We start from the raw sequence: 24,164 nt of genomic DNA, 5'->3' as shown, positions 1-24,164 counted from the left end.
ACCCCCAAATCCTTATTCGGATTTAGGGGGTTCAGTTCACTATACGACTCTTTTACTTTATATACTTATAAATTTAATAAGCTGTTAAGTTTAAACTCACTTATTAATAATTTATTTATCCCAACATTCAACTTTATCTTCCAAATTCTTTAGAGATTTTATATTTGACACTTTAAACACAGGCTCTTTGCCCTCTTTAAGCTGTGAAAAATAATCATAATAGGTTTCCACTGCAATTTTACCAAGTGCGAGCAATACCACAAGGTTAATAAGCGCCATAATACCCATAAATACGTCTCCTGTATTCCAAACTAGGGAGAAATCTCCTACACAACCTAAGAATACCATTATAAGCACTAAAACTCTATATCCGTTAAGAGCTGATTTCCCCCAGCCCAAGTGAGCTATGTTGTTTTCTCCATAATAGTAATTTCCTATTACTGATGAGAATGCAAACATAAATATACACACTGTTAAAAACATTTGCGCCCAGCCTCCAACTTGAGAAGCTAAAGCGTTTTGAGTTATCGCAAGTCCTTCCAATGAAGGATCGGCATAAATCGCCTCTCCTGAAAGGATTATTATAAAAGCAGTTGCAGAACATACTAATATAGTATCTAAATAAACTCCAAGGGCTTGAATAAGTCCTTGTTTTGCAGGGTGAGATACGTCTGCTGTTGCAGAAGCGTTAGGAACAGCACCCATACCCGCCTCATTAGAGAACAAACCACGTCTTACTCCATTTAAGATTGCAGCTCCTATTCCTCCACCAACTACGGCATCAATTCCGAAAGCGGATTTAAAAATAAGTCCAAACATATGTGGTACAAAAGCTATATTTTTTATAATTATAAAGATTGCAAGTGCCATATAAGCTATTGCCATTACAGGTACCAATAGTGAAGTAACGTCTGCAATTCTTCTTACTCCGCCGAAGATTATAACTGCCACTATTACTATTAAAACAGCTCCCACTATTTTAACGTCTATTCCAAAGGAGTTATTAAAAGCAGCAGCGATAGTATTAGCTTGCATTGCATTAAACATAAAACCGTAAACTACAGATACTACTACTGAAAATATAATTCCAAGTGTAGGAAGTCCCAAAGCCTTTGTCATATAGTATGCAGGTCCTCCCTTAAATGTACCGTCTTCGTTTCTCTCTTTAAATATTTGACCTAATGTGTTCTCTACAAAGGATGAAGCTCCACCTATAAGCGCTGTAATCCACATCCAAAATACCGCTCCGGGCCCTCCTATTGCAATTGCAGCTGCAACACCTACGATATTTCCTGTTCCAATGTGAGATGCTGCGGAAATAGTAAATGCCTTAAAAGGTGAGATACCTTCTTTTCCGTCTTCCTGTACGCCTGCAGGCTGAGTTATCAGCTTTATAGCATGACCTATGTGAGTAAATTGACCTCCCTTTATTTTTATCGTATACCAAATTCCTACAGCCAGTAGTATCGGTATTAGTAAATAAGTATATATATTATCGCTTAAAAATCCGGTTAAATTCTTAAAAGTTTCCATTATTTCCTCCTATAAACATATTTAAGTTTAAAGTTTCAGATATTTCCGCTAAAACTTTCTTACCTCTTACGCTATTTCCGAATTTATCCAACCTTGGAGAATAAGTGCATACTCCACACTTCCCCGGTACAATTCCGATAATAGCTCCCCCTACTCCACTTTTGGAAGGAAATCCCACCTCTATAGAATACCTTCCGCTTTCTTCATACATTCCACAAGTTGACATTAAAGACAGCGTAGTTTTTACTACATTTTTATCTATTAATTGTCTGCCGTCCTTTAAGGACCTTCCACCGTTGGCAAGTACGCCGCCTATTTCGGAAAGCTGTCTTACATTTAGACCAATTGAACAGTTTCTAACGTACAGGTCAAGAATTTCTTCCGAGTCTCCCTCTATTATTTCCTTACTTTTTAAATAATAGGCAATTGACCTGTTTCTGTCAGTAGTTTTCATTTCCGAATTATAAACTTCTTCCAAGAAAATCACATCTTCGCTTCCCGAAAGCTCTCTTACCTTTGCCAATACTCTATTAAATCTCTCTTCTACATCTCCCCCCTTTATTAAAGATGCTGTGGTAATCGCCCCTGCATTTATAAAGGGATTTACCACTTTTTCATCTATGGGAATTAGGGAATTAAACTTATATGCAGTGGCTTCAGTTCCAACTTTAGAAAAGACCTTTTCAGGTCCGAAATCTTCAAGAGCCATTATTAAATTTATAACTTTGGATATACTCTGGATTGAAAATTTTATTTTTTCATCTCCAAAAGCTAAAGTCTGTCCCTTAACTGTAGTCAATGCCATTCCAAAATTATCTTTATCTACATTTTCAAGTTCGGGTATATAAGAAGCCACTTCTCCCTCTTTTTTTAGAAACTCGCTATCCTTTACGGCAGCTTTAAGTTTCTGTTCTATTTCTACTAAATCCATCATAACTTCTCATCCATTTCTTCCTTAATTTTAATTGCTACTTCACTTTCCTCTTCATTTAATAGATATCTTTCATTAACTAAGAATTCCACTCCCATCTCAGTTATATTATTTCCAGCTCTTCCTGTACTTACTTCTATAAAATTTAAACTTTCCAATTCATTTACCATATTTCTAATTTCAACTTCGGAAATTTTAAAATAAACTTCACTAAACACCCGCTCCAAAGTTCTCCTACCGGAGCTTAACTTCAATTGATTTAAGCAGTGAATTAAGTTTAATACCAAATATTTTAAACAATCCTCATTGAAATATTCCCTTTTCTTTAAATAGGCAGGAATGGAATAAAAATAAATTTCTTTTTCTGTCATAACTTCCAAGTAGCTTACGAGATTCTTTAACTCTCGAGCATTTCCCAACCAATTATAATTCCTTGTAAATATTTCAAATCCTCTGCTGAACTTTCTACTTATTCCCTTTTCACTCATAAGGTTGCTTAGGATACAGGTTATATCTTCAGGTCTTTCTCTCAAGGGAGCTATATCCAACTCAAAGACATTTAATCTGTAGAGTAAATCTCTTCTAAACTCTCCGCGCTCAACCATTTCCATAATATTTCTATTTGTAGCCGCTATTATTCGAGTATTTATATTTACTACCTTGTCTCCGCCCACTCTCATAATGCTCTGTTCCTCAAGAGCTCTTAAAAGTCTGGGCTGAAGTTCCATTGGCAAGTCTCCTATTTCATCCAGAAATAAAGTTCCACCGCTGGCCCTTTCAAAAAGCCCGATTTTCCCGCCCTTTTTTGCACCCGTAAAGGCTCCTTCCTCATATCCGAAAAGTTCCGATTCCAAAAGAGTTTTTGAAAGCGTGGAACAGTTTATGGCTATAAAGGGACCTTTCTTCCTTGGAGAGTCATTGTGGATGGCTCCGGCAAAGAGTTCTTTACCCGTTCCGGTTTCTCCTAAAATTAAAACGGGATGATCCGTCTTGGAAAATTTCTTGGCCTCGTTTACTATCCGTCTCATAGAACTTGAATTTCCAATAATATTATCAAAGGTATATTTTGAGAAGTATCCGCTTTTTACAATCTTATTGGACTTATTAAACATTTCCACCACTTCAAAATATTCTTTAATTAAAATCATCTTTCCATAGGAAACGTCGCTGTACTCTATGTCTCCAATAGTAACAAAACACTCAATACCGTTAACTGTAGTAAGTTCTTCCTTTACTTCTCCCTTTTCAAAAAGTTTAATTAAATTTTCTTCATCTTTAAAGACTTCAAAAAAGTTTTTATAGGCTATGTCCTTTTCCGACACTCCTATAAATTTTGAGAAAGTTTTATTTAAGGTATTTATGTCATTGTCCTTATCCAGTATAAGCACTCCGGAGTCCAAATCATTTAAAATATAATCCAACTGCGCCTCTGAAATCATCTTGCGTTCCATGGAGTAGTTCACACCGTACCAACAAGTCGGAACTACACTCATCATATTTAAAATAATTTCTCTGGCTATACTTTCATCAATGTTTAAAATGTAAACTATATCAAGAACATTTGAAACATCTAATATTCTATGTCCGGTAACTATGTCCTTTGCCTTAATATCTCCCAGAAAATCATACTTTTCAGGAGCAACATGAATAATATAATCAAAATCCTTTTCGGCTAAATTTTTCCCCGGAAAGTAAGGCTCCATAAATATGTCCGTCTTTCCCAGCTGGTATATTAAAGCCATTGTTTCATTTGCCATAAATTCATTTATATTAACTACCAAAACCCTGCTGTCAGGTTCTATTTTATTGATTTCTCTAAGTATAGCCTTTGGTATCGTTCTCTTCATCATCAGTTGTGAAACGTTACACTGTATCTTATCTATAAGTAAATTTATAATTTCAGGATCCGTATACAATATTAAATCCGTATTTACAACTGGAAGTATAGGAACCATTTCCAAATTTCTATAGTCCACTATTATATTTTCCTTAAATATGGAAGTTACCTGTTCCTTATAAAATTGAGCTGAATCTTCATCTATTGAAAGAATTGTAATTCTTTTCATTTCCCCTCCCTCATTTTAAATTGGGTTTTTCCCCAATATAGTTAAGATGCAAAAACCGTGCCAATATTAAAGTTTTTGAAATCTCACAAAATGACAGCTTCTCAAATCACTTTATTAATATATTAAATTAATAAATGGGATTAGTAAAGCTTTTATTTTTTTATAATCCCATTAAATTAAAGATGTCATTAAAGAATAGCTAGCGTTTCATATATTTTAAGGGCTTAACCGTCTAAAAATACAATAAAAAAGATACTCTAAAAGTATCTTTAAGATTTTGCCCATCCCAGAGCCGATTGAACAGCTTTATTCCACTTATTTAACTTTTCAATTCTTTCACTTGATTCCATTTGAGATTTAAATACCCTGTCCACTTGAAAGTTTTCTCTTAGCTCCTCTAAGTCTTTCCAAAGTCCAACAGCAAGCCCAGCCAAGTAAGCAACACCTAAGGCAGTAGTTTCTATGGTTTTCGGTCTTATTACGTCAGTATCTATTATATCCGCCTGATATTCCATTAAAAAGTTGTTACTACTTGCTCCACCATCTACCTTTAAATTTTTCAACTTGGATTTACAATCCTCCTCCATGGCGTGTAGCACGTCGTAGGACAAATAGGCCAAGGACTCCAAAGTCGCTCTAATTAAATGGTACTTATTTACGCCTCTTGTTATTCCCACAATGGTCCCTCTGGCATATTGGTCCCAATAAGGCGCCCCCAAACCTGTAAAGGCGGGAACTACATAACAGTCATTGGTGTCCTTCACTTTCAGCGCCATATACTCAGAATCCTCTGAAGAGTCTATTAATTTAAGCTCATCTCTTAACCATTGAACAGCAGAGCCTGCTACGAAAATAGAGCCCTCCAAGGCATAATTAACCTTGCCATTTAAACCCCATGCAATTGTAGTTACAAGTCCGTTCTTACTGTATACCGGCTTTTCTCCCGTGTTCATCAATAGAAAAGCTCCCGTCCCGTAGGTGTTTTTAGCCTCATTTTCCTCAAAACAATTTTGCCCGAATAAAGCGGCTTGCTGATCACCTATAGCTGAAGCCAAAGGAATTTCTCCTCCTAAATTTTTTGAAGACGTAATTCCGTAAACCTCACTTGAACTTTTAACTTCAGGCAGCATAGATAGAGGAATGTCTAAAAGTTTTAAAATGTCCTCGTCCCATTTTAAAGTATTTATATTAAAGAGCATAGTTCTTGATGCATTGGAATAATCCGTTACATGAACCTTTCCCTCTGTTAACTTCCATATTAGCCAGGTATCTACAGTTCCAAATAAAAGTTCTCCTTGATTTGCCTTCTCCCTAGCTCCCTCCACATTGTCTAAAATCCATTTTATCTTTGTGGCTGAAAAATAAGCATCAATTACAAGACCTGTCTTTTCTCTTATTGTATCTACATAGCCTTTTGCCTTAAGTTCATCACAAAATTCCGAAGTCCTTCTACACTGCCAAACTATTGCATTGTATATAGGCTCTCCGGTACTTTTATCCCATATTATAGTAGTTTCTCTTTGATTTGTAATTCCAATAGCAGCTATATCCTTGGCAGTTATGCCCTTTATGGTCATAGCTTCAACTGCAGTCCCTATTTGAGTGGACCATATTTCTTTTCCGTCATGTTCCACCCAGCCGGGTTTTGGAAAATATTGGGTGAATTCTTTTTGGGCTAGGGAAACTATGTTGCCCTTTCCATCAAATAAAATCGTCCTGCTGCTTGTAGTTCCGGCATCAAAGGCCATAATATATTTTTCCATATCCACCTTCCTCTCTTACATAAATATATTATACATAAAAAAATAAAGGTTCAATCAAAATTGAACCCTATTTTATAATTAATTATCAAAGGCAGCTATTACTGCTCCTTCATATTTTTCCTCTATAAATTTTTCAGTTTCTTCAGATTGAACTATTTCCATAAATGTTTTGAATTTTTCCAAGTCCTTATCTTCAGCTCTAACTGCAACTACGTTAGTATATGGAGAATCTCCCGCTTCTAATGCAATAGTATCCTTAGTCGGATTTAATCCTGCTCCTATGGCAAAATTGGAATTTATTACAGCAGCACCGGCATCTTCATATACATTCGGAATGTTTTGAGCATCCATTGGTACTATTGTAATATTTTTAGGATTTTCCACAATGTCCTGTTCAGTTGAAAGAATATTTGTACTGTCCTTTAATTTTATTAGTCCCTCTTTCTCAAGTAAAAGTAAAGCTCTTCCTCCATTTGCAGCATCATTTGGAATTATTACATCAGAACCTTCAGCTATTTCATCAATGGAATTTGCATCTTTAGAGTAAACTCCCATTGGTTCAATATGAACAGAGCCTATTGAAACTAAATCCAAATTGTTTTCCTTATTAAAAGTTTCAAGGTATGGACCGTGTTGGAAGTAATTTGCATCTAAATCTCCAGCATCTAACTGTAAGTTAGGTTGAACATAATCATCATAATTTACAATTTCAACTTCAAGTCCCGCCTCTTCAAATTTCGGAAGCAGATTTTCAATTATCTCACCGTGAGGTGTTGGTGATACTCCAATTACAATCTTATTTTCACTTGCTTCCGCTACCGGTTCACCAGTATTTGCAGTATTTTCTTCCTTTGCAGGTTCATTTTTACTACAACCTACTAACAAAATTGCAACAGCTAACAACGATACTAATAATTTCTTTTTCATTTTTCTCCTCCTATTTTTTATCTATTTTCTTTTCCAAGAAAACACCTACAAATTGAATTACCTGTACAAATAAGACTATTAAAATAACCGTTACCCAGAGAATGTCCGTCCTTCGAAGAGTATAGCCATACCTTATTGCTATCTCTCCCAGACCTCCGCCTCCTATGGCTCCCGCCATTGCCGAGTATCCAATTATATTTATAATCATCATTGTTATTCCGTTGACAATGGAAGGCATTGCCTCGGGAATTAATACCTTGTATATAATTTGAGCATTTGTAGACCCCATTGATTTTGCAGCTTCTAAAATTCCTTTATCCACTTGTACCAAGTACCCCTCTGCCAACCTGCCCATAAAGGGTATGGCTGCAATGGAAAGGGGAACTATGGCTGCTGCAGTACCATAGGCCTTTCCCACTATTAACCTCATAAGAGGCGTTAAAATCAACATTAATATTACAAAGGGAACTGATCTTAAAAAGTTGACCAAGCTATCCAGTATGGAATAAACTTTCGGATTTTCACTTAATCCTCCGGAACGCGTCATCATTAATATTATCCCCAGAGGCATTCCGAAGATTACGGCAATAAGCGAGGAAACGCCTACTAAAATCAAGGTCTGTGGAATTGCGGGACTTACTATTGATATTATTTCATTCATTTTATTTCCTCCACCGTTACTCCATTTTCTTTTAAATAATCTATCGCCTTTTCTTTTTCAGCTTCATCTCCGGTTATCTCAATATTTAAATGTCCCACACTGGACTGCCCAATAGTATTTACATTTCCGGAAATTATACTTAACTCCACATCATAATTTTTCATACACCTTGAAAGAATGGGAGCCTGGTAGGTACTTTCTCCATAGCCCAGCCTATAGACGCTGCCCTTAAACTTCTCGGCTATTAATTTTTCTTCAATGGCATCTTCTTGTAGGTTTTTAATAAAGGATCTGGTGATTTTATTTTTAGGATTTCTAAAGAGCTCCTCTGTAGTATTCTCCTCTATTATTTTCCCCGAGTCCATTACGGCAATCCTATCGCATATATCCTTAGCAACTTCCATTTGATGTGTAATCATAATTATAGTCATTTTATACTGTGTAACTATTTTCTTAAATAAACTTAAAATCGACTCCGTATTTGCAGGGTCAAGGGCTGAAGTACCCTCATCTGATAACAACACCTTCGGATTTGTAGCTATTGCTCTTGCTATGGCAACTCTTTGCTTTTGACCTCCTGAAAGTTCTGCCGGATAGCTGTACTTCTTTTCCTTTAAGTCTATAAATTCCAAAAGCTCATCTACACGTTTTTCTATTTCCGTTTTAGGAACCTTTGAAATTTCAAGTGGAAAGGATATATTTTCAGCAACTGTCTTTTGCATAAACAGATTAAAAGACTGAAAGATCATTCCTATTTCCTTTCGCTCCTTTAGCAGCTCTTCCTTAGATAACTTTAAGATATCCACTCCATCTATTAAAACCTCTCCCTCATTGGGTTCCTCCAACCTATTAATACAACGTACTAAGGTGGACTTACCCGCTCCCGAAAGGCCTATTATCCCAAATATTTCACCCTTCTCCACTGAAAAAGAAACTCCGTTTACTGCATGGAACTCCTCCTTCTCATTTTCAAAGGACTTTTTTAAATTTTTCACTTCTATCATTGCCATAACTTACCTCTTACTGACTTTGAATTATTCTACAATAAAAAAACTCTCCGAAGAGAGTTTATATTTCCTATTACTTCCTCTCATCTCCCGGTAAACCGCTGGATTTAGCACCTTGTTAAACAGGTTGCTGGGCTTCATAGGGCCAGTTCCCTCCACCACTCTTGATAAGATATTTTTATAAGTATAATATTATTCCTTACTAATGTCAAGTAATTTTATCCTAAAAAAGCATCGTATATGCTCTTTATAGATTTTTCATAATCTTTTTCATCTACACCCACTATGATATTCAACTCACTTGAGCCTTGAATAATCATTTGAATATTTACATTTGCATCTGCCAAAGATTTAAATAATTTTGCAGAAACCCCTACATGGTTTTTCATTCCTCTACCTACTACTGTAATTAGAGAAATTCCCGAGTCAATAGTAATCTTATCAGGGTTGCAAAATGTCTTTATCTCACTTATTAAAGTTTCTTGAATTCCGGTTAAATATTTATCGGCCACTATTAAGGAAATGGAATCTATAGAAGTGGGCATATGCTCCAAAGTAATTCCATTTACTTCCAAAACACTCATTAACTTTCTGTGAAAACTCTTATCGGAATTCATTTGAACTTTTTCTATATTTATAACTGAAAAATGTTTCTTACCTGTGACACCTGTTATTTCACTGTTAGGCGCCTCATCTGTATCAGGTAAGATTAAAGTTCCCTGTTCGTCAGGATTAAAAGTATTTTTAATTTCTATTGGTATACCTGCCACCGCCACGGGAATTATAGCTTCTTCGTGAAGTACGGAAGCTCCTGCATAGGATAGCTCTCTAAGCTCCTTATAGGTAATAACTTTAATTTCCTTTGGATTATCTACAATTCTTGGATCTGCGGATAAAAACCCTGAAACATCTGTCCAGTTTTCATATAAGTCTGTTTTTACTCCCCTTGCAATTATAGCTCCGGTAAGATCTCCTCCACCTCTTGAAAAAGTCTTAATATCTCCCTTATTAGTTTGACCATAAAAACCCGGAATAACTGCCGCCTTATGCTCCTTTGCCATTTTACTAATAGCCTTATAGGAACGCTCTTCATCAAAATTGCCATTCTCATCAAAGAAAATTAAATCCTTTGCATCTACAAAATCATAGCCTAACAATTCCGCTAATATTATTGCGTTTAAGTACTCTCCCCTACTTGCTATATAATCCTTGCTTTTTAAATCTTCAAAGTCAGCCTTAATTTGTTTAAAATGTTTTTCCAAATCAATAGTTAATTTACATCCTTTTGCAATTTCTCTATATTTATCAAATACCTTTTCCAATGTATCCGAATATGTGATATTATGTTTTGCAAGATCATAACTTAAATATAGCAGATCCGTCACCTTAGTATCCTCACTATTTGACTTCCCGGGTGCAGATGCCACTACGTATCTTCTCTGCTCCTCATTAGACTTAATTATATCTCTCACTTTTAAAAAATGATTGCTGTTGGCAAGAGATGTACCTCCGAACTTTGAAACTATAACTTTCATTTAACACAAACCTCCAAACATCTTTCCCATATTCTACATACTTTTTACAATAAGGTCAACATAAACTGCAAATAATAATTTCTATTATTATTACATAATAAATCTTGTTATGATACAGCGATTAAGGGAAAAACAATAAACTTTGTATACATATAAAGTATAAAATAATAAACTTTATATGGCGATAAAGTATAAAATAATAAACTTTATAATATCATAGTTTTATTGTATAATATATTCCGTATCAAAATAAGTTATTATTTCTTTGATGTAATAGCAATATTAGGTAAGTTAGTAGAGGTGATACAATGACCAGCTCGAGTTCTAAAATACCGTTATCAGAAATAGTGTACGAGGATTTAAAATATAAAATTCTAAACAACCACTTAATTCCTGGCGATAAACTTATAGAATTGGAAATAGCCAAAGAATTAAACGTCTCAAGAACTCCCGTACGAGAAGCCCTTTTAAAACTCTCGGAAGAAAACCTTGTGGAAACTAATCCCAGAAAATCCTATACCGTATCTAAGTTTTCCATGAGGGATGCCAAAGAACTTTACACCGTTAGATCCGCACTGGAACCGTTGGCAGTAAAACTACTATGCGAAGAGGGTATAACAGAAAGAACAAAGGACTTGGAATTTATAATTGAACAAATCAAAGAAGACTATGACAATAAAAATTTTGAATCTTTTAAAAAAAATATTATAAAGTGGAATTTAAAATTAATTGAATTGACAAAGAACAGAGTATTAAAGGAAATGTTAGGAACTATAAACTCAAGATTATACAGATATGCAAATTATATAATAAATGGCGATAATGATGTAATCAAGGACTCTTATTTAACTTTAACGGAAATTTTTGAATGTATTAAAGACCGCGACTCAGAAAGGGGTTGTAGAGCAAGTTATTATTATGTTTATAAAACATATATCAACTTAGAGAAAAGAAGTAATTATACATTCTTTAAATATTATTAGTAAACATATATTAAAAACTATTGACGTAATAAGTAATAATCTGTATAATAATTTTGTTGTCAATTAATTGCACCTTTAGCTCAGATGGTAGAGCAACTGACTCTTAATCAGTGGGCCCAGGGTTCGAGTCCCTGAAGGTGCACCACTTAAAAACCGCCGGTAATGAGACGTCCCGGCGGTTTTTTTATTATTCATATGGAGAATAGTTTTTGAAGCATAAAAGACTATCTCAATAAATTTAATAAAACAGATTTGATTATCTTGTATTTATAAGATATATGGCTAATAATGAAACTTATTAGCTTATATTTCTAGTTCTTCCCATTACCTCTGATTAATACATATATAAAATATATTATTGTGGGGAATAAAATATATTCTACCAATTCCAAAATCATCATTTTAATATTATATGAATTTCTTAAAATGCTAAGAATAGATGGTAAGTATTTATAAACTAACGCCTGCCTAATTTCTCTAAATATCATTGTAAAAAGAAACCAATTTGCAAAGAAAATATGATTCAATTTCACAATATTTATCTCCTAATCATAAACATACTTATATTATTAATTACTACTTAAGTATTTGTTTAAAGCTTTAATCCCCAACACCAAGGCTACAATTTCAAGCATAATACGTAAGTAACTAAATAATACAGGTAAAGCAACTAAGGTCTGCATTAAAAATTCCATACTCTATCTCCTATCTTAATTTCTCAAACATAAAATGAACAGGTCATATTTAAAATTATCATAACAGCTAATATTAATACTTTTTTTCATAATTTTCATCATTTATTTTCAAAAAACCTTTTTTTTTCAATAATATTAAAATTATAGATAAAACAATTCCTATCAAAAAGGATGAAGTTTTTCCGCCTCTTATAGCTTCATAATATATAAATATATTAATTAATATCAAGGCGATTAATAATTTAAATTTACTTGCGCTAAAATTCACTAAAAACTTCACTCCTATCTACAATATAAATATAACCTTGAAATACTATCACACCTTCTATTTTAAGTATATTCTCATTAATAATATTACGTCAATATTTTACAAGCAATTTCTACATGTAACATCTATCTTTTAACTGTACTATTCTTTTAAAAATAAATGTATAGTACTTTTATTAAATGCCATTCTTCATATATAAAAACATATCCAAAGGTTTTAGTTTTATGCCCTCTCAATTTTTCTATTAAAACAATAAGATAATGACTCATTATGAAGAAGAACTTGATATCTATAACAATTCCATATATTTAACTTTTTCTTTAAATCCATTCTTTCTATAAAATTCAATAGCTTTTATGTTATAACTGGAAACTTGCAATTCAATACCATCTATTTCGTTCTTTATCTTCTCTTTTTTACATAGTCCAAAAGTAATTGTCCTATACCTTTTTTATAATTTGATTCATCAACTACTATTGTATCTATAAAATAAATTTTCCTTTTTATCTGTAATAGTCATCTATAAGTTCTACAAAAAAGGAATTCTTAAATCCTTCCATAAGGACAAAGTTCCTTATTAAAAAAACTTGGGTATATTATTAATGAAGAGAAAAATTTTAGGAGGTACTATGAATATTTTATTTATTGTTGGAAGCACTAGAAAGGCATCCTATAATCAAATTATTGCAAATTATTTAATGGATAAGCACAAGGACGAATATAATATCAGACAAACTGACATTTCAGAAATCCCAATGTTTTCAGAGGATATAGAAAATCAAGATTGGCCAATGGTTGACAAAGCCCGAGAAGACGTTGAGTGGGCTGATGGAGTAGTAATTGTAACACCTGAAAATAACTATTCCGTTCCTGCCGTTTTAAAAAATTACCTTGACTGGTGTTCCAGAAAAAAAAGAGTATATATGAATAAGCCTGTAATGATTACAGGGGGCTCTATGGGGCACTGGGGCACTATTAGAGCACAAGGTCATCTAAGACAGATTTTACGCTCAAACGGTATAAAGTCCGTAGTAGTTCCGGGAATTGAAGTATATTTTCCTAAAGTTCAAGACAGTATTGTAGATGGTAAACTTTTAGAAGAAAAGGCAGGTTCCTTAAATAAAAATTTTGATATATTTATAGAATATCTTAAAAAAAGTAACTGCGATTAAAATAAACTCCGCCTATTAAGAGGTGGAGTTTATTTTTGCCAATATTTAAAATTAATTTTCCCTTGTTTCTATACTATAATTAAAACTTATTATTAAAAACTCATTTATCAGCATAGAAAAATTCAGGTTCTTTTCTTTCTTTATTCTTACTTTCAAAAGTCTTTGCAGCAGCCGCATACATAGGACCGCTAAAACCTCTGGCTCTTTCAGGGCATATATAGATACAAGCTGTACAGGAAATACATTTTTTCTTATCTGTCTTTTTCGGATCGTCTATAGATATGGCACCTACAGGACATATTTTTACACAGGCCCCGCATTTGATACACTTTGAATTTCCCTTTGGAATTAAAGGAATGGGTTTGCTGTCTATGTAAGGTCTGTTTCCCTTAACTTCAATTTTCATATCTTCCGAAATTAAACTTAACATATCTTTACATTTATTACTGAAGTTTAAAATCTGCTCTCGATCTTTTTCATCAGGTCTGCCCTTTGCCATAGTTGGAAAAATCGAATGTTCTGCAATGACTGCTCCTGCTCCAATAGTTTTAAAACCATTTTCTTTAAGTATGTCCACAAGTTCCACCAAGGCATCTTCATAATCTCTGTTTCCATATACCACTACTCCAATTGCAGGTGTATCTTTTCCCTTAAACTTTGCAATTTTCTCAAGACATATAGCAGGTAATCTCCCTGCAAATACTGGAAATGCAAATATTACAAGTTCATTTTTTTCAAAGGTAACCTCTTCAAAAGTTTGCCTCAATAAATCATACCTGACCTTATCTCCTGAAAAGTTATCCCCTATTTCAGATGCTATGGAGTTTGATGAACCCGATGGACTGAAATAAATTAAATTTATTCTTTTCAATATACTACCCCCTTAATATGAATCACAGTTAAAATTTTAAAAAACCTTACATCTTTTTATTTTACAAACTATCTTTTAAATTTCCTCTCCAAGGCTAAAAGACCAAAGAAGGTTGATATAAAAGTAACGCCGTACATTACCATATATATTCCAATATAAATTATAGGTAAAGCCGGATTGTTAATAAACATAATTCCTAAAATTACTCCCAATATTCCCAAGGCCAATCCCAGCCACCATCTTGGAAAACCCGATTTTTTTAAATCTATTGAAATTGCAATCTCTGAAACACCGGAAACTATTTCCCAAAACCCCAAAAATATTGACAAGGTAATTGCCGACAGAGGTTGAGAATAAACCATGGCAATTCCCAAAATTACATCCAGTATTCCTAAAATTAAAAAAGAACCCGTTTTAAACATGGAATCTGTAAAATATCGAAGTATTCTAAGTATTCCCGTAGCAATAAAAACCGCTGCTATTACATAGACTAAGGACAACAATGAACTTAGAGGGTTTGATAAAAATATTATTCCTCCCAATATTAATAGAGCCCCCATTATCAAGGAAATCCATTTAGCATTTTTTAAATTTTTCATAAAATCATTCCTTCCTAAGAAATGCTCAACTTCTTTACTTTACATATACCCATTTACCCTTTAAGTTTTTAAAGTACTTCAGTTAAGATTGTATAAAGCTGTTGGGCATAATTACAATGTCCCTGCCGTCATCAGGCATTTTTAAATCGCCAATTAAATTCCCATAGGTAATTGAATCCTTTCCAAACCTATCTCTTATACTCTTTACAGTTCTTTCCATCCTCAGCTTTTTTTCATGTTCTCCTACATCTTCCAAAAAATGAACTTGGTATACCTCTAAAATATCTCTTAAATTAATGGCTCTTATTGCCACAGCCCGTACATTGTGTTTCCATCTATACTTGCTTTTAAACAGTTCCATGGCCCTTTCCGTAAGTTCCAAAGAAGAATAGGAAGGATAGTTTAATTTTCCCTGCAAAGTCATCGAGGATAAAGTACTGTCTCTTATGTATATTTGAACTCCCAAGGCCTTAAGTCCGCTGTCTATTAATCTGCCTGACACCTTTTGAGATAATTGTTGAAAAACTCTTCTAACTTCAAAATCATCTACTAAATCCGAGCTGCAAGTTATTCCATGGCCAATGGACTTTATGGGATTTCGAAATTTATAATCCTTTACCGGAGATTCATCTCTACCGTTAGCCCACTGCCAAATTTTAACTCCATTTATTCCAAATATATTCTTTAACATTTTTGGATTAGCTAGTGCCAGATCACTTAATTTATAAATTCCCAGCTTATTTAACTTTTTTTTAGTCTTAGGTCCCACCATTATCATCTCTTCAACATTTAAGGGCCAAATTATATCCTTATAATTCTCTTTGGAAATATAAGTAAGAGCATCGGGTTTTTTATAGTCACTTCCAAACTTTGCAAAGACCTTATTAAAACTGACGCCAATACTTACAGTTAAACCCAGCTCCCTTTTTATTCTCTTACGAATTTCATTTCCTATTTTCACTCCACTTCCAAAAAGCCCATAGCTTCCCGTAACGTCAAGCCAACATTCATCCATTCCAAAGGGTTCAACTTGGTTGGTGTAAGAATAATACATCTCATGGGATTTTCTGCTATAAAAAAGATATTTTTCATAATTGGGAGGAAGTATTATTAAATCAGGACATTTTTTCTTCGCCTCCCATATGGGTTCAGCAGTTTTCACACCGCTATTCTTAGCTAAAATATTCTTGGCTAAAATAATGCCGTGTCTTTTTTCCACATCTCCACCTACGGCAACGGGTTTATTTTTTAATTCCGGTTTGTCCAAAAGTTCCACACTGGCATAAAAGCTGTTCATATCTATATGTAATATTTGACGTTCTTTCATCTTCCTACCTCCTCAAACGTATGTTTGATTTGTAGGGATATTATACGAACTTTTGTTCTTTTTGTCAACTTACCTTTATCAACCACCTAATAAAAAAGCAGATTACAAAAGTAATCCGCTACACATTTTCCACAACATATTTTTCAATATAATCATCATAATTCATTGAAACATCTCTATAAGTTCCGTCATCGAAAAATTCCACTATTCTATTAGCCACAGAAGATATAAACTGATGATCCAAGGAAGTAAAAAGTATATTGCCCTTAAAACTTATCAAGCCATTATTTACCGCCTCTATGCTTTCCAAATCCAAATGGTTAGTAGGTTGATCAAAGGTCAGTACGTTTACGGGATTTATCATCATTTTAGAAAACATCATTCTCACTCTTTCCCCTCCGGAGAGGACGTCCGCCTTTTTAAGCACTTCATCGCCTGAAAACAACATCTTACCTAAAAATCCCCTTAAAAATATTTCCGACTGCTCCTCTGAATACTGTCTAAGCCAGTCTACTAAATTTAAATCAATTCCATCAAAAAATTCCCCATTGTCCTTTGGAAAGTAATCACAAGTTACAGTCTGTCCCCATTTATATTCACCGCTATAATCTTCATCTTTTCCATTTATTATTTCAAAAAACTTCGTAATAGCTATTTCATTTCCGATAAAACCGATTTTATCATTTTTGTTAACTCTTAAACTTAAATTATCTATAATCTTTCCATCATCAGACTCAACTGTAAGATTTTCCACATTTAAAATTTCATTGCCCACCTCTCTTGAAAGAGTAAAGCCCACAAAGGGGTACCTTCTGGAAGACGGTCTTATATCATCAAGCGTAATTTTATCAAGAAGTTTTTTCCTGCTTGTAGCCTGTTTTGACTTGGACTTATTGGCAGAGAACCTTTGAATAAATTCCTGAAGCTCCTTAATTTTATCTTCCTTCTTTTTATTTTGTTCCTTTGCCATTTTTAAAGCCAATTGAGAAGATTCATACCAAAAATCATAATTCCCCACAAACATAGTTATCTTCCCAAAATCTATATCTACCATATGGGTACATACTTCATTTAAAAAATATCTGTCATGAGATACGATTATAACTATTCCCTCAAAGTCAGCCAGGAAGTCCTGCAACCAAAGTATGGCTCTTAAATCTATACCATTAGTGGGCTCGTCTAAAAGCAATATGTCCGGATTGCCAAAAAGCGCCTGAGCAAGTAAGACCTTTACCTTATCCGATTCTATAAGCTCGCTCATAGTCTTTTCATGTAATTCAGTATCTATTCCCAAGCCCTGTAAAAGTGTAGATGCCTCAGATTCAGCTTCATAGCCTCCCATTTCAGCATACTCCACTTCCAACTCCGCCGCCTTTATTCCGTCTTCATCGGAAAAATCGGGTTTCATATAGATTTCATCTTTTTCCCTGCCTATTTCATAAAGTTTTTTATTTCCCATAATTACAGTATCTAAAACAATTTCATCTTCAAAGGCATAGTGATCTTGGTTAAGCTTACTCATTCTGGAATTTTTATCTATTGAAATACTTCCGCTGGTAGGGTCCTTTTCCCCCGACAATATTTTTAAAAATGTACTTTTCCCAGCACCGTTTGCCCCTATTATTCCATAGCAGTTGCCCGGATTAAAAGTTAAATTAACATCATCAAATAACTTTTTATCAGGAAAGAGCACACTTAAGTTATTTACATTTATCATCTATTACTTCACTCTCCATTTTCTTTCGTAATTATAGCATATTAAAAATAAAAAAGGTATACGGCTGTAAAAGATGGTATAATTTAATAAAGATATATGGAGGTGATATTATGAAAAAATTCACATTATTCATACTTTGTATCCTCTTAGTTTCCCTTCAGGTATTTCCAACCTATGCTATGATTGCAACTAAGGAAACCAAAGATGCAATTAATGAAAAAGAAGTTTTAAGATTAAAGAAGATGTTCGATATTTCCGATGAATATGAGGACTTTAACTTTTCATCCTATACCGACGAAAATAAAACCGTATTTTACAGTTACAATTGGAATTCCGACGATGTCTATCTACACATTACTACAAATAAAAACGGAGACATTATAAATTACAACTACAGTATAGGTGATAAAAAAGAAGGAAGCTCTCAATTAAAAACCAAAGCTGAAATTAATGAAGTAGTAAAAGAATTTCTCAATAAAATCGACGAAAATATTTTAAAAAATTACAGAGAGGCAGAGTTTAGAATAAGCGCAAAAAATGGTTATGCCAGTGCTGACTATGTGAGGTATGTAAATGAAATTCCTGTTATCAACGACAGTATATCCATATCTGTTGATTTAAATTCAAAAAGAGTAAATAACTATAATAAATCCCATGCTTCAACAGTATTTAAAGATGGCAGTTTCCCTAAGAAGTCAGATGCAATTTCCCTTGAAAAAGCGAAGGAAGTATTAATGGAAAAAGAACCGCTAATACTTAGTTATTTCATAGTTGACAGATACAATGAACCCAAGTCCATTGGAGTATATGCTCAAAAAGATTCCAACAAGCCTATTGATGCTCTAAGTGGTAACTTAGTGGAAGATGAGATTTACAATATTGCAAATGGCTTTGGCGGAATGGGTGGAATGGCAATGGAAACCGCTTCGGATACTGCGGAAAAATCTGTGGATTTAACACCTGTGGAAAAGAATGAAATTGAAACTCTTAAAAACTTAAAGACCATTGAAGATGCTAAAAAAGAAGTTGTTTCAAAGCTTGAACTTTCAGAATTGAAATTTCAAAACTACAATATTGGAAAGCGCTACAACAGTAAGTATGTATATGAACTAGAGTATGGACTTGAAAAAAACGAGCCGAAAATTTCCATTTCCATAGACGCTCAAAATCTTGAAATTTTAAATTACTACACTTATGAAAACTTACCTGCTCAAAAGGCCACTCTTTCAAGAGAAGAGGCCCTGGTAATAGCTAAAACTTTCACAGAAAAAGTAAGTCAGCGATTAAATAATTTAGATATTGAAAATCCAATATACCAAAGCAGTGATTATAGAACGTATATTACTTTCCCAAGAATGGAAAACTCTCATCCTGTCCTTGAAAACGGAGTTTCTTTAAATATTGACAACTCTACGAAAAAAATTGCAAGCTATAATTTGGAATTTACAGAAGCTAAATTTGATGATATTTCAAAATCCATAGAAGTTGACAAGGCTTTAGATGAAGCTGTTAAAAATCTTGAATTTAGGGAATATTATGCCTATGTTAAAGATGAGCCTAAATTGCTATATACTTTTAAAAACAATGCCAGTCCAATTATAAGAGCAAGTGACGGAGTACTTTTAAACAGATCCGGCGAAGAGGTAACTGAAAGTAAATTAGTTTATGAAAATATAGATAAGTCAAAATACAAAGATGAAATAAATTATTTAATCTCAATTAATATAGGTGTACCAAATATTACAAATCTTAAAGATAAAATTAAAGTTTCAGATTTTATCTACTTGCTAAACTCTCTAGACGGATCTATTCCTTATAATAAGGAGGATATAAAATCTTCTATTAGGTACAGTAGGTTTGAAAATATTTCTGAAGAGGATATGGATAAAAACACCTTAAACAAACAAGCTATTAGATGGATTTTAAACTCCGAATACTATTTCGGTTTAAACAATGCAAAAGACGTATTTTCAAAGGATGTATTTAAGGATTACAGTGCAATTGCACCTGAAGACAAGGCTTACTATTTTCTAGCCTACTCTCTTTCCCTTTATGACTACGAGGAGGCAAACCCTGAGAAAGAATTAACTCATGAAGATGCACTTCACTTAATTTACAATCTTTTAAAATTTTAAACTCACACCTGAAGTTAAGGCTTCAGGTGTTTTTTCTATCTCTTTTATAATTATAAGTCTTAAAATTTTAATAATAGTACAAATCTCAACTGCTATTGACAAGCAATAGGTATAAGTATATTATATATATGAATATTTTTCGAAAATATTCATATATTGTTTTAAATTGAAAGGAGTTTAATTTTGGCAACTAATCGCAGGAACTTTACACCGGATGATAAGAGAAGGTTGAGAAAAAAACTACGTGAAATTTGTTCTGACTTTTGGGTTGAGCGCGGCTACAAAGAGACCAGCATAAGTGAACTTTGTAAAAAAGCCAACATTGCTACGGGCTCTTTTTACAATCTCTATAGTTCAAAGGAAGAACTATTTTTTGAAACCTTGGAGGAGATGCAAAGATTTGTAAACGGAAATTTTATTAAAGATATAAAAGAAAATCCATCTAAGGAAGGTTTTGTAAATGCCATAGAGAATTTATATCTTGAATATGAAAGCAAACCCTTTTTATATGATTCTAAGACTGTGGATTTTCAATCATTTTATAAAAAACTTCCCTTAGAAAAGAGAATACAATTAGAAGAAAAAAATAGTGATTTTTTCAGACAGGCCATTAAATATGCAAATTTAAAACTTAAATGTCCTGAGTATATAGCTTTTTCAGTTTTCAGTATTCTCCTATCGACAGTTTCCTCAAAGGATATGCTTGCCAAATCCTGTGACTTTAAAAGCGCCTTTCAATTTATGGTTCAAAATTTAGTAGAGGATATTTTTGTTTAATGGAGGTCAGTATGAGAGATTTATATCAAGCTATTATTAAGATGTTAAAAAACACAGCTCCCATATCCATAGCAATAAATGTAATTCTTGGACTTGCATTGCTAATTGTGGGATTGTACTTATTTAAAAGTCAAAGAGTCAATCCAAGGATATATAAGGCCTGTTTCCTGTTTTCCGGACTGTTTCTAATTAGTTCTATGACCACAGGACTTGCCCGCTTTTTAATATCTTAAAGAAGCTTTATAAATTTTATTTGGAGGAAAATATGGTTATTAAAATGTTAAAAATTATGGATGAAGCCTGTGAAAGTGTAAATGGTGCTTTAGGGGTAAATGTCAAGTTCCCAAAACCCACTAAAAAACAGTTGCAAGCAACACAGATTTTAAATGTCACTACGGGAGCAACCTGCATTGCACTTGGTATGGTTTCTCCTTACAAAAAAATTTCCCTTTTAGGAGGATTAAGCCTAGCCGGAGCTTGTTTTATAGGTTCGCAGTTAAAACACTTTGACTAATATCGTTAATGAAGTTTTTAATTATAGGAGGAATTAAGATGACTAAGTTTTGGCTGTGTTGTCCAATATGTCAAAAAAAGACAAGAGTTAAAGTAATGAAAAGTACAGTACTTAAAAATTTTCCACTGTACTGCCCCAAGTGTAAAAAAGAGGTGATAGTTTCCATGGAAAATTTTAAATTAAAGACTGTAGAGCCAGATACTAAGATACAGAGCCAATAACCTTAATTAAATAATTAAGAGGTTATTGGTTTTTATTTTGTAAAAATTAAAAATTTCATCCTGAAAATAAAATCCGACTTATAAATATTGACTTTTATAAGTACCGGATTTTATTTTATTTAATTTCGCCTAATTTTCAATACTTCCCAATGACTTGAATTAAATATGTTAAAATAATTTTAAGGGGTGATTATATGAAAAAATTTATAACAATGGTTCTACTAACCTGCTTACTTATTACTCCACTTCAAAGTTTTGCACAACAATCAGCAAGTGAAAAGTTTGATGAGGCAAAGGTTTTAGAATTAAAGAAAACATTTGATATTACAGATGAGTACGATAATTTCAACTTTTCCATAGATGAATTCAATGGAGAAAAACACTACTCCTACCATTGGAGCGGAACGAATAAAAATCTGTCCGTAGATACTGATGAAAAAGGAAATCTAATCAGTTATCACCAGTTTACTTACAATGAGCCGGATATTAAAACACCTATTTTAAAGGACAGAGAAGAGATTGAAAAAATAGCTTCAGATTTTTTAACTAAAGTGGATAAAAATTTACTTTCCACTTACAAACTTGAAAATTTTAGAATGGACATTAAGTCCGCCAATGCTACGCTTAGTTATGCAAAGTATGTAAATGATATTTTGGTTATAAATGACGGTTTCAGTGTAAACGTTGATTTAAAAACCAAGACAGTGGAAAGCTTTTACAAGCAAAACACCAAATACTTTAAAAATGAAAATTTCCCGGATCCTTCAAAGGCCATTTCCCCTGAAAAGGCAGTGGAAAGCTTTAAAGCGGAAAATCCTTACAAACTTTCTTACTTAGTCGTAGACGAAGAAAACGCTTATAAGGGAATTCCTGTTTATTCTATACTTAAGGGCAACTCCATTGACGGTACCAACGGGAAATTCTTAGATGAAAGTATCTACAACTATTTCTATGAATATGAAGAGGGAAATGTAACAGATTTTAAATCTTATGAAAAATCTATAACTCCTGTTGAGGCGAAAGAAAAGGCCAAGATTGAAAACTTAATAAGTGAAGAGAATGTTAAGAAAGCAATTGGAACCAAGTTTGACCTTTCCGATGTAACTTTTGACAGAATTTCTCTTTCAAAGTATAACGATAGAGACTATATTTATCAGCTTAATAGCAGCTCTAAGGATTATGAACAAATTTCAATTGCCGTTAATGCTCAAACTTTGGAAATAAATTCCTTTAATATATGGGACAGATTTCCTAATAAGGAGAAAATTGAACTTGAAGAAGAGGAAGCCATTAAAATTTGCAAGGACTTTTTAAATAAAGTAAATCCCGACCTTACTGATATAGATATTGAAAATCCTATAGTTTATTCTAATAATAAACTAACTACCAGTATTACATTTAATAAACTCAAAAATTCCATTCCAATATTAAATTGGGGAATTTCAATTCAAGTTGATAATAAAACCAAAAATGTATTATCTTACTACCAAAGAACTTTTGACAAGGAAATTTCCTTTGAGCCTGTTACTAAGGACATAGGTGTTGAAAAGGCAATTGAAGAAGCCTTAACTAAAGCTAAATTGGAAAAATTTTATGCTTATGTGGAGGATGAACCTAAGCTTATATATACTTTTAAAAACAAAATCCCTATGATAAGAGCTACAGATGGAGTAGCTGTTAATTATGATAATACACCTATTGAAGAAAAAAATTTAATTTATAAGGACATTGATAAATCCATTTATAAAGATGAAATAAATTATTTAACTTCCAATAATATCGGCATTCCTAATGTAGAGAACTTAAAGGACAAAATTAAAGTTAAGGACTTTATCTACCTCTTGAGTTCAACTGTTGATTCCTATTCATACTACAATGTCAATTTAGAATTTTTAGAAAATAGATATGAACTTTTAAAACAAGAAGACTTGGAGAAAAACCTTCAAAATAAATATGCCGTTAGATGGACTTTAAACTCATTAAATTTCTATAACTTAAATGATTTTAAAGATGTATTTGACGCTAAGACATTTAGCGACTCATCAGCTATCTCCAGTGAGGATAAAGCCTATTTTTACATTGCAAAGGGACTTTCCATTTATGATGGCGAAAGCGCAAATCCTAATAATGAATTGACTTATGAAGAAGCTCTTCATTTAATCTACAATTTAATAAAATAAAAGAAACCGAGGATATCCTCGGTTTTTGATTCTAATTCTAACACTTCTCCCTCCTTACATTTCATTAAAAATATATCTAAAAAAAGTACAACAAAAGTACAACAAATCCACCACTATTTATGGTATGATTAATTTTACTTTTAGATATTACATACTATATATAGATTTATTTTTTTGTACTCTTGCTTTGCTACGGTATAAGTGGACTTTAAGAAAGCATATCTGTCTTGTCATATACAACACTTAGGATTAGAACATTTTTATAATTATGAAATTATTAAT

Annotated in this window: 21 protein-coding genes, 1 tRNA gene and 1 riboswitch; of the genes, 9 read left to right on the top strand and 13 right to left on the bottom strand. The window is 33.0% G+C overall.

All coding sequences use genetic code 11. From position 1 onward, the window contains the following. Positions 1–111: 111 nt before the first annotated feature. The 8 genes from EF514_RS03885 to EF514_RS03850 all read right to left on the bottom strand — a co-directional run bounded on the left by EF514_RS03885 (position 112) and on the right by EF514_RS03850 (position 10,423). Entirely contained in the window at positions 112–1,533 is a 1,422-nt protein-coding gene (locus EF514_RS03885) for an alanine/glycine:cation symporter family protein (RefSeq protein ID WP_127724038.1), read from the bottom strand. Further along, positions 1,520–2,467 carry a glutaminase A gene (gene glsA, locus EF514_RS03880; RefSeq protein ID WP_338067648.1) on the bottom strand — a complete coding sequence of 316 codons (948 nt, stop codon included), beginning with the start codon at positions 2,465–2,467 and terminating at the stop codon, positions 1,520–1,522. Before glsA ends, EF514_RS03885 begins: the two co-directional genes overlap by 14 nt. Further along, positions 2,464–4,530: a sigma-54 interaction domain-containing protein gene (locus tag EF514_RS03875; RefSeq protein WP_127724036.1), complete on the bottom strand. Its 2,067-nt coding sequence runs from the start codon at positions 4,528–4,530 to the stop codon at positions 2,464–2,466. Before EF514_RS03875 ends, glsA begins: the two co-directional genes overlap by 4 nt. Before the next feature lie 269 nt (positions 4,531–4,799). Next, a complete protein-coding gene (glpK, locus tag EF514_RS03870) occupies positions 4,800–6,293 on the bottom strand; it encodes a glycerol kinase GlpK (RefSeq protein WP_127724034.1) in 1,494 nt (497 codons plus the stop codon). 78 nt (positions 6,294–6,371) lie between these two features. Continuing rightward, positions 6,372–7,220: a MetQ/NlpA family ABC transporter substrate-binding protein gene (locus EF514_RS03865; protein ID WP_127724032.1), complete on the bottom strand. Its 849-nt coding sequence runs from the start codon at positions 7,218–7,220 to the stop codon at positions 6,372–6,374. Positions 7,221–7,230: 10 nt separating this feature from the next. Further along, positions 7,231–7,881, bottom strand: a complete 651-nt coding sequence (locus EF514_RS03860) for a methionine ABC transporter permease (protein ID WP_127724030.1) — start codon at positions 7,879–7,881, stop codon at positions 7,231–7,233. Beyond that, a complete protein-coding gene (locus EF514_RS03855) occupies positions 7,878–8,885 on the bottom strand; it encodes a methionine ABC transporter ATP-binding protein (RefSeq protein WP_127724232.1) in 1,008 nt (335 codons plus the stop codon). Before EF514_RS03855 ends, EF514_RS03860 begins: the two co-directional genes overlap by 4 nt. 83 nt (positions 8,886–8,968) lie before the next feature. Then, a riboswitch (SAM riboswitch) is annotated at positions 8,969–9,062 on the bottom strand. 44 nt (positions 9,063–9,106) lie between these two features. Further along, on the bottom strand, positions 9,107–10,423 hold the full coding sequence (locus EF514_RS03850) for an aspartate kinase (protein ID WP_127724028.1): 1,317 nt from the start codon (positions 10,421–10,423) through the stop codon (positions 9,107–9,109). Between the two features lie 308 nt (positions 10,424–10,731). Here EF514_RS03850 and EF514_RS03845 point away from each other — a divergent pair, with 308 nt between their 5' ends. Further along, positions 10,732–11,406, top strand: a complete 675-nt coding sequence (locus EF514_RS03845) for a GntR family transcriptional regulator (protein ID WP_127724026.1) — start codon at positions 10,732–10,734, stop codon at positions 11,404–11,406. Between the two features lie 69 nt (positions 11,407–11,475). Next, positions 11,476–11,551, top strand: a tRNA-Lys gene (locus tag EF514_RS03840). A gap of 424 nt (positions 11,552–11,975) precedes the next feature. On the opposite strand, the gene EF514_RS10975 is transcribed toward EF514_RS03840, so the two are convergent. Further along, the gene (locus EF514_RS10975) at positions 11,976–12,101 is read right to left on the bottom strand and encodes a hypothetical protein (RefSeq protein ID WP_276317173.1); all 126 of its coding nucleotides are present in this window, start codon (positions 12,099–12,101) and stop codon (positions 11,976–11,978) included. Between the two features lie 897 nt (positions 12,102–12,998). Here EF514_RS10975 and EF514_RS03835 point away from each other — a divergent pair. Continuing rightward, positions 12,999–13,541: an NADPH-dependent FMN reductase gene (locus tag EF514_RS03835; protein ID WP_164845537.1), complete on the top strand. Its 543-nt coding sequence runs from the start codon at positions 12,999–13,001 to the stop codon at positions 13,539–13,541. A gap of 100 nt (positions 13,542–13,641) precedes the next feature. On the opposite strand, the gene EF514_RS03830 is transcribed toward EF514_RS03835, so the two are convergent. From EF514_RS03830 to EF514_RS03815, 4 genes are all read right to left on the bottom strand, one after another. Beyond that, positions 13,642–14,412 carry an EFR1 family ferrodoxin gene (locus EF514_RS03830; protein ID WP_127724022.1) on the bottom strand — a complete coding sequence of 257 codons (771 nt, stop codon included), beginning with the start codon at positions 14,410–14,412 and terminating at the stop codon, positions 13,642–13,644. Positions 14,413–14,480: 68 nt separating this feature from the next. Further along, positions 14,481–15,011, bottom strand: coding sequence for an HdeD family acid-resistance protein (locus EF514_RS03825; protein ID WP_127724020.1), 531 nt, complete (start codon positions 15,009–15,011; stop codon positions 14,481–14,483). 82 nt (positions 15,012–15,093) lie between these two features. After that, positions 15,094–16,338 carry a DNA polymerase IV gene (gene dinB, locus EF514_RS03820; RefSeq protein WP_127724019.1) on the bottom strand — a complete coding sequence of 415 codons (1,245 nt, stop codon included), beginning with the start codon at positions 16,336–16,338 and terminating at the stop codon, positions 15,094–15,096. 118 nt (positions 16,339–16,456) lie between these two features. Next, positions 16,457–18,055 carry an ABC-F family ATP-binding cassette domain-containing protein gene (locus EF514_RS03815; RefSeq protein ID WP_127724017.1) on the bottom strand — a complete coding sequence of 533 codons (1,599 nt, stop codon included), beginning with the start codon at positions 18,053–18,055 and terminating at the stop codon, positions 16,457–16,459. 110 nt (positions 18,056–18,165) lie between these two features. On the opposite strand from EF514_RS03815, the gene EF514_RS03810 reads away from it, so the two are divergent. The 6 genes from EF514_RS03810 (at position 18,166) to EF514_RS03785 (ending at position 23,882) form a co-directional block, all read left to right on the top strand. After that, positions 18,166–20,190: a YcdB/YcdC domain-containing protein gene (locus EF514_RS03810; RefSeq protein ID WP_127724015.1), complete on the top strand. Its 2,025-nt coding sequence runs from the start codon at positions 18,166–18,168 to the stop codon at positions 20,188–20,190. A gap of 183 nt (positions 20,191–20,373) precedes the next feature. Beyond that, complete coding sequence (locus EF514_RS03805) at positions 20,374–20,967, top strand: TetR/AcrR family transcriptional regulator (RefSeq protein WP_164845536.1); 594 nt, start codon at positions 20,374–20,376, stop codon at positions 20,965–20,967. Between the two features lie 11 nt (positions 20,968–20,978). Next, complete coding sequence (locus tag EF514_RS03800) at positions 20,979–21,200, top strand: hypothetical protein (RefSeq protein ID WP_127724011.1); 222 nt, start codon at positions 20,979–20,981, stop codon at positions 21,198–21,200. A gap of 32 nt (positions 21,201–21,232) precedes the next feature. Further along, complete coding sequence (locus EF514_RS03795; RefSeq protein ID WP_127724009.1) at positions 21,233–21,481, top strand: hypothetical protein; 249 nt, start codon at positions 21,233–21,235, stop codon at positions 21,479–21,481. 38 nt (positions 21,482–21,519) lie between these two features. Beyond that, complete coding sequence (locus tag EF514_RS03790) at positions 21,520–21,702, top strand: cysteine-rich KTR domain-containing protein (protein WP_127724007.1); 183 nt, start codon at positions 21,520–21,522, stop codon at positions 21,700–21,702. A gap of 194 nt (positions 21,703–21,896) precedes the next feature. Beyond that, positions 21,897–23,882 (top strand): YcdB/YcdC domain-containing protein, encoded by a 1,986-nt coding sequence (locus EF514_RS03785; RefSeq protein WP_127724005.1) that lies wholly within the window; start codon positions 21,897–21,899, stop codon positions 23,880–23,882. The last annotated feature ends 282 nt before the right edge of the window (positions 23,883–24,164 follow it).

The organism is Anaerosphaera multitolerans (assembly GCF_004006535.1).
In the GTDB taxonomy this organism is placed as follows: Bacteria; Bacillota; Clostridia; order Tissierellales; family Peptoniphilaceae; genus Anaerosphaera; species Anaerosphaera multitolerans.
This window is presented reverse-complemented; position numbering and strand designations above follow the sequence as displayed.

Excerpts from the sequence above, each read along its gene's own strand:
- EF514_RS03885 (WP_127724038.1), bottom strand. The coding sequence starts at position 1,533 with ATGGAAACTTTTAAGAATTTAACCGGATTTTTAAGCGATAATATATAT.
- glsA (WP_338067648.1), bottom strand. The coding sequence starts at position 2,467 with ATGATGGATTTAGTAGAAATAGAACAGAAACTTAAAGCTGCCGTAAAG.
- EF514_RS03875 (WP_127724036.1), bottom strand. The coding sequence starts at position 4,530 with ATGAAAAGAATTACAATTCTTTCAATAGATGAAGATTCAGCTCAATTT.
- glpK (WP_127724034.1), bottom strand. The coding sequence starts at position 6,293 with ATGGAAAAATATATTATGGCCTTTGATGCCGGAACTACAAGCAGCAGG.
- EF514_RS03865 (WP_127724032.1), bottom strand. The coding sequence starts at position 7,220 with ATGAAAAAGAAATTATTAGTATCGTTGTTAGCTGTTGCAATTTTGTTA.
- EF514_RS03860 (WP_127724030.1), bottom strand. The coding sequence starts at position 7,881 with ATGAATGAAATAATATCAATAGTAAGTCCCGCAATTCCACAGACCTTG.
- EF514_RS03855 (WP_127724232.1), bottom strand. The coding sequence starts at position 8,885 with ATGATAGAAGTGAAAAATTTAAAAAAGTCCTTTGAAAATGAGAAGGAG.
- EF514_RS03850 (WP_127724028.1), bottom strand. The coding sequence starts at position 10,423 with ATGAAAGTTATAGTTTCAAAGTTCGGAGGTACATCTCTTGCCAACAGC.
- EF514_RS03845 (WP_127724026.1), top strand. The coding sequence starts at position 10,732 with ATGACCAGCTCGAGTTCTAAAATACCGTTATCAGAAATAGTGTACGAG.
- EF514_RS10975 (WP_276317173.1), bottom strand. The coding sequence starts at position 12,101 with ATGGAATTTTTAATGCAGACCTTAGTTGCTTTACCTGTATTATTTAGT.
- EF514_RS03835 (WP_164845537.1), top strand. The coding sequence starts at position 12,999 with ATGAATATTTTATTTATTGTTGGAAGCACTAGAAAGGCATCCTATAAT.
- EF514_RS03825 (WP_127724020.1), bottom strand. The coding sequence starts at position 15,011 with ATGAAAAATTTAAAAAATGCTAAATGGATTTCCTTGATAATGGGGGCT.
- dinB (WP_127724019.1), bottom strand. The coding sequence starts at position 16,338 with ATGAAAGAACGTCAAATATTACATATAGATATGAACAGCTTTTATGCC.
- EF514_RS03815 (WP_127724017.1), bottom strand. The coding sequence starts at position 18,055 with ATGATAAATGTAAATAACTTAAGTGTGCTCTTTCCTGATAAAAAGTTA.
- EF514_RS03810 (WP_127724015.1), top strand. The coding sequence starts at position 18,166 with ATGAAAAAATTCACATTATTCATACTTTGTATCCTCTTAGTTTCCCTT.
- EF514_RS03800 (WP_127724011.1), top strand. The coding sequence starts at position 20,979 with ATGAGAGATTTATATCAAGCTATTATTAAGATGTTAAAAAACACAGCT.
- EF514_RS03795 (WP_127724009.1), top strand. The coding sequence starts at position 21,233 with ATGGTTATTAAAATGTTAAAAATTATGGATGAAGCCTGTGAAAGTGTA.
- EF514_RS03790 (WP_127724007.1), top strand. The coding sequence starts at position 21,520 with ATGACTAAGTTTTGGCTGTGTTGTCCAATATGTCAAAAAAAGACAAGA.
- EF514_RS03785 (WP_127724005.1), top strand. The coding sequence starts at position 21,897 with ATGAAAAAATTTATAACAATGGTTCTACTAACCTGCTTACTTATTACT.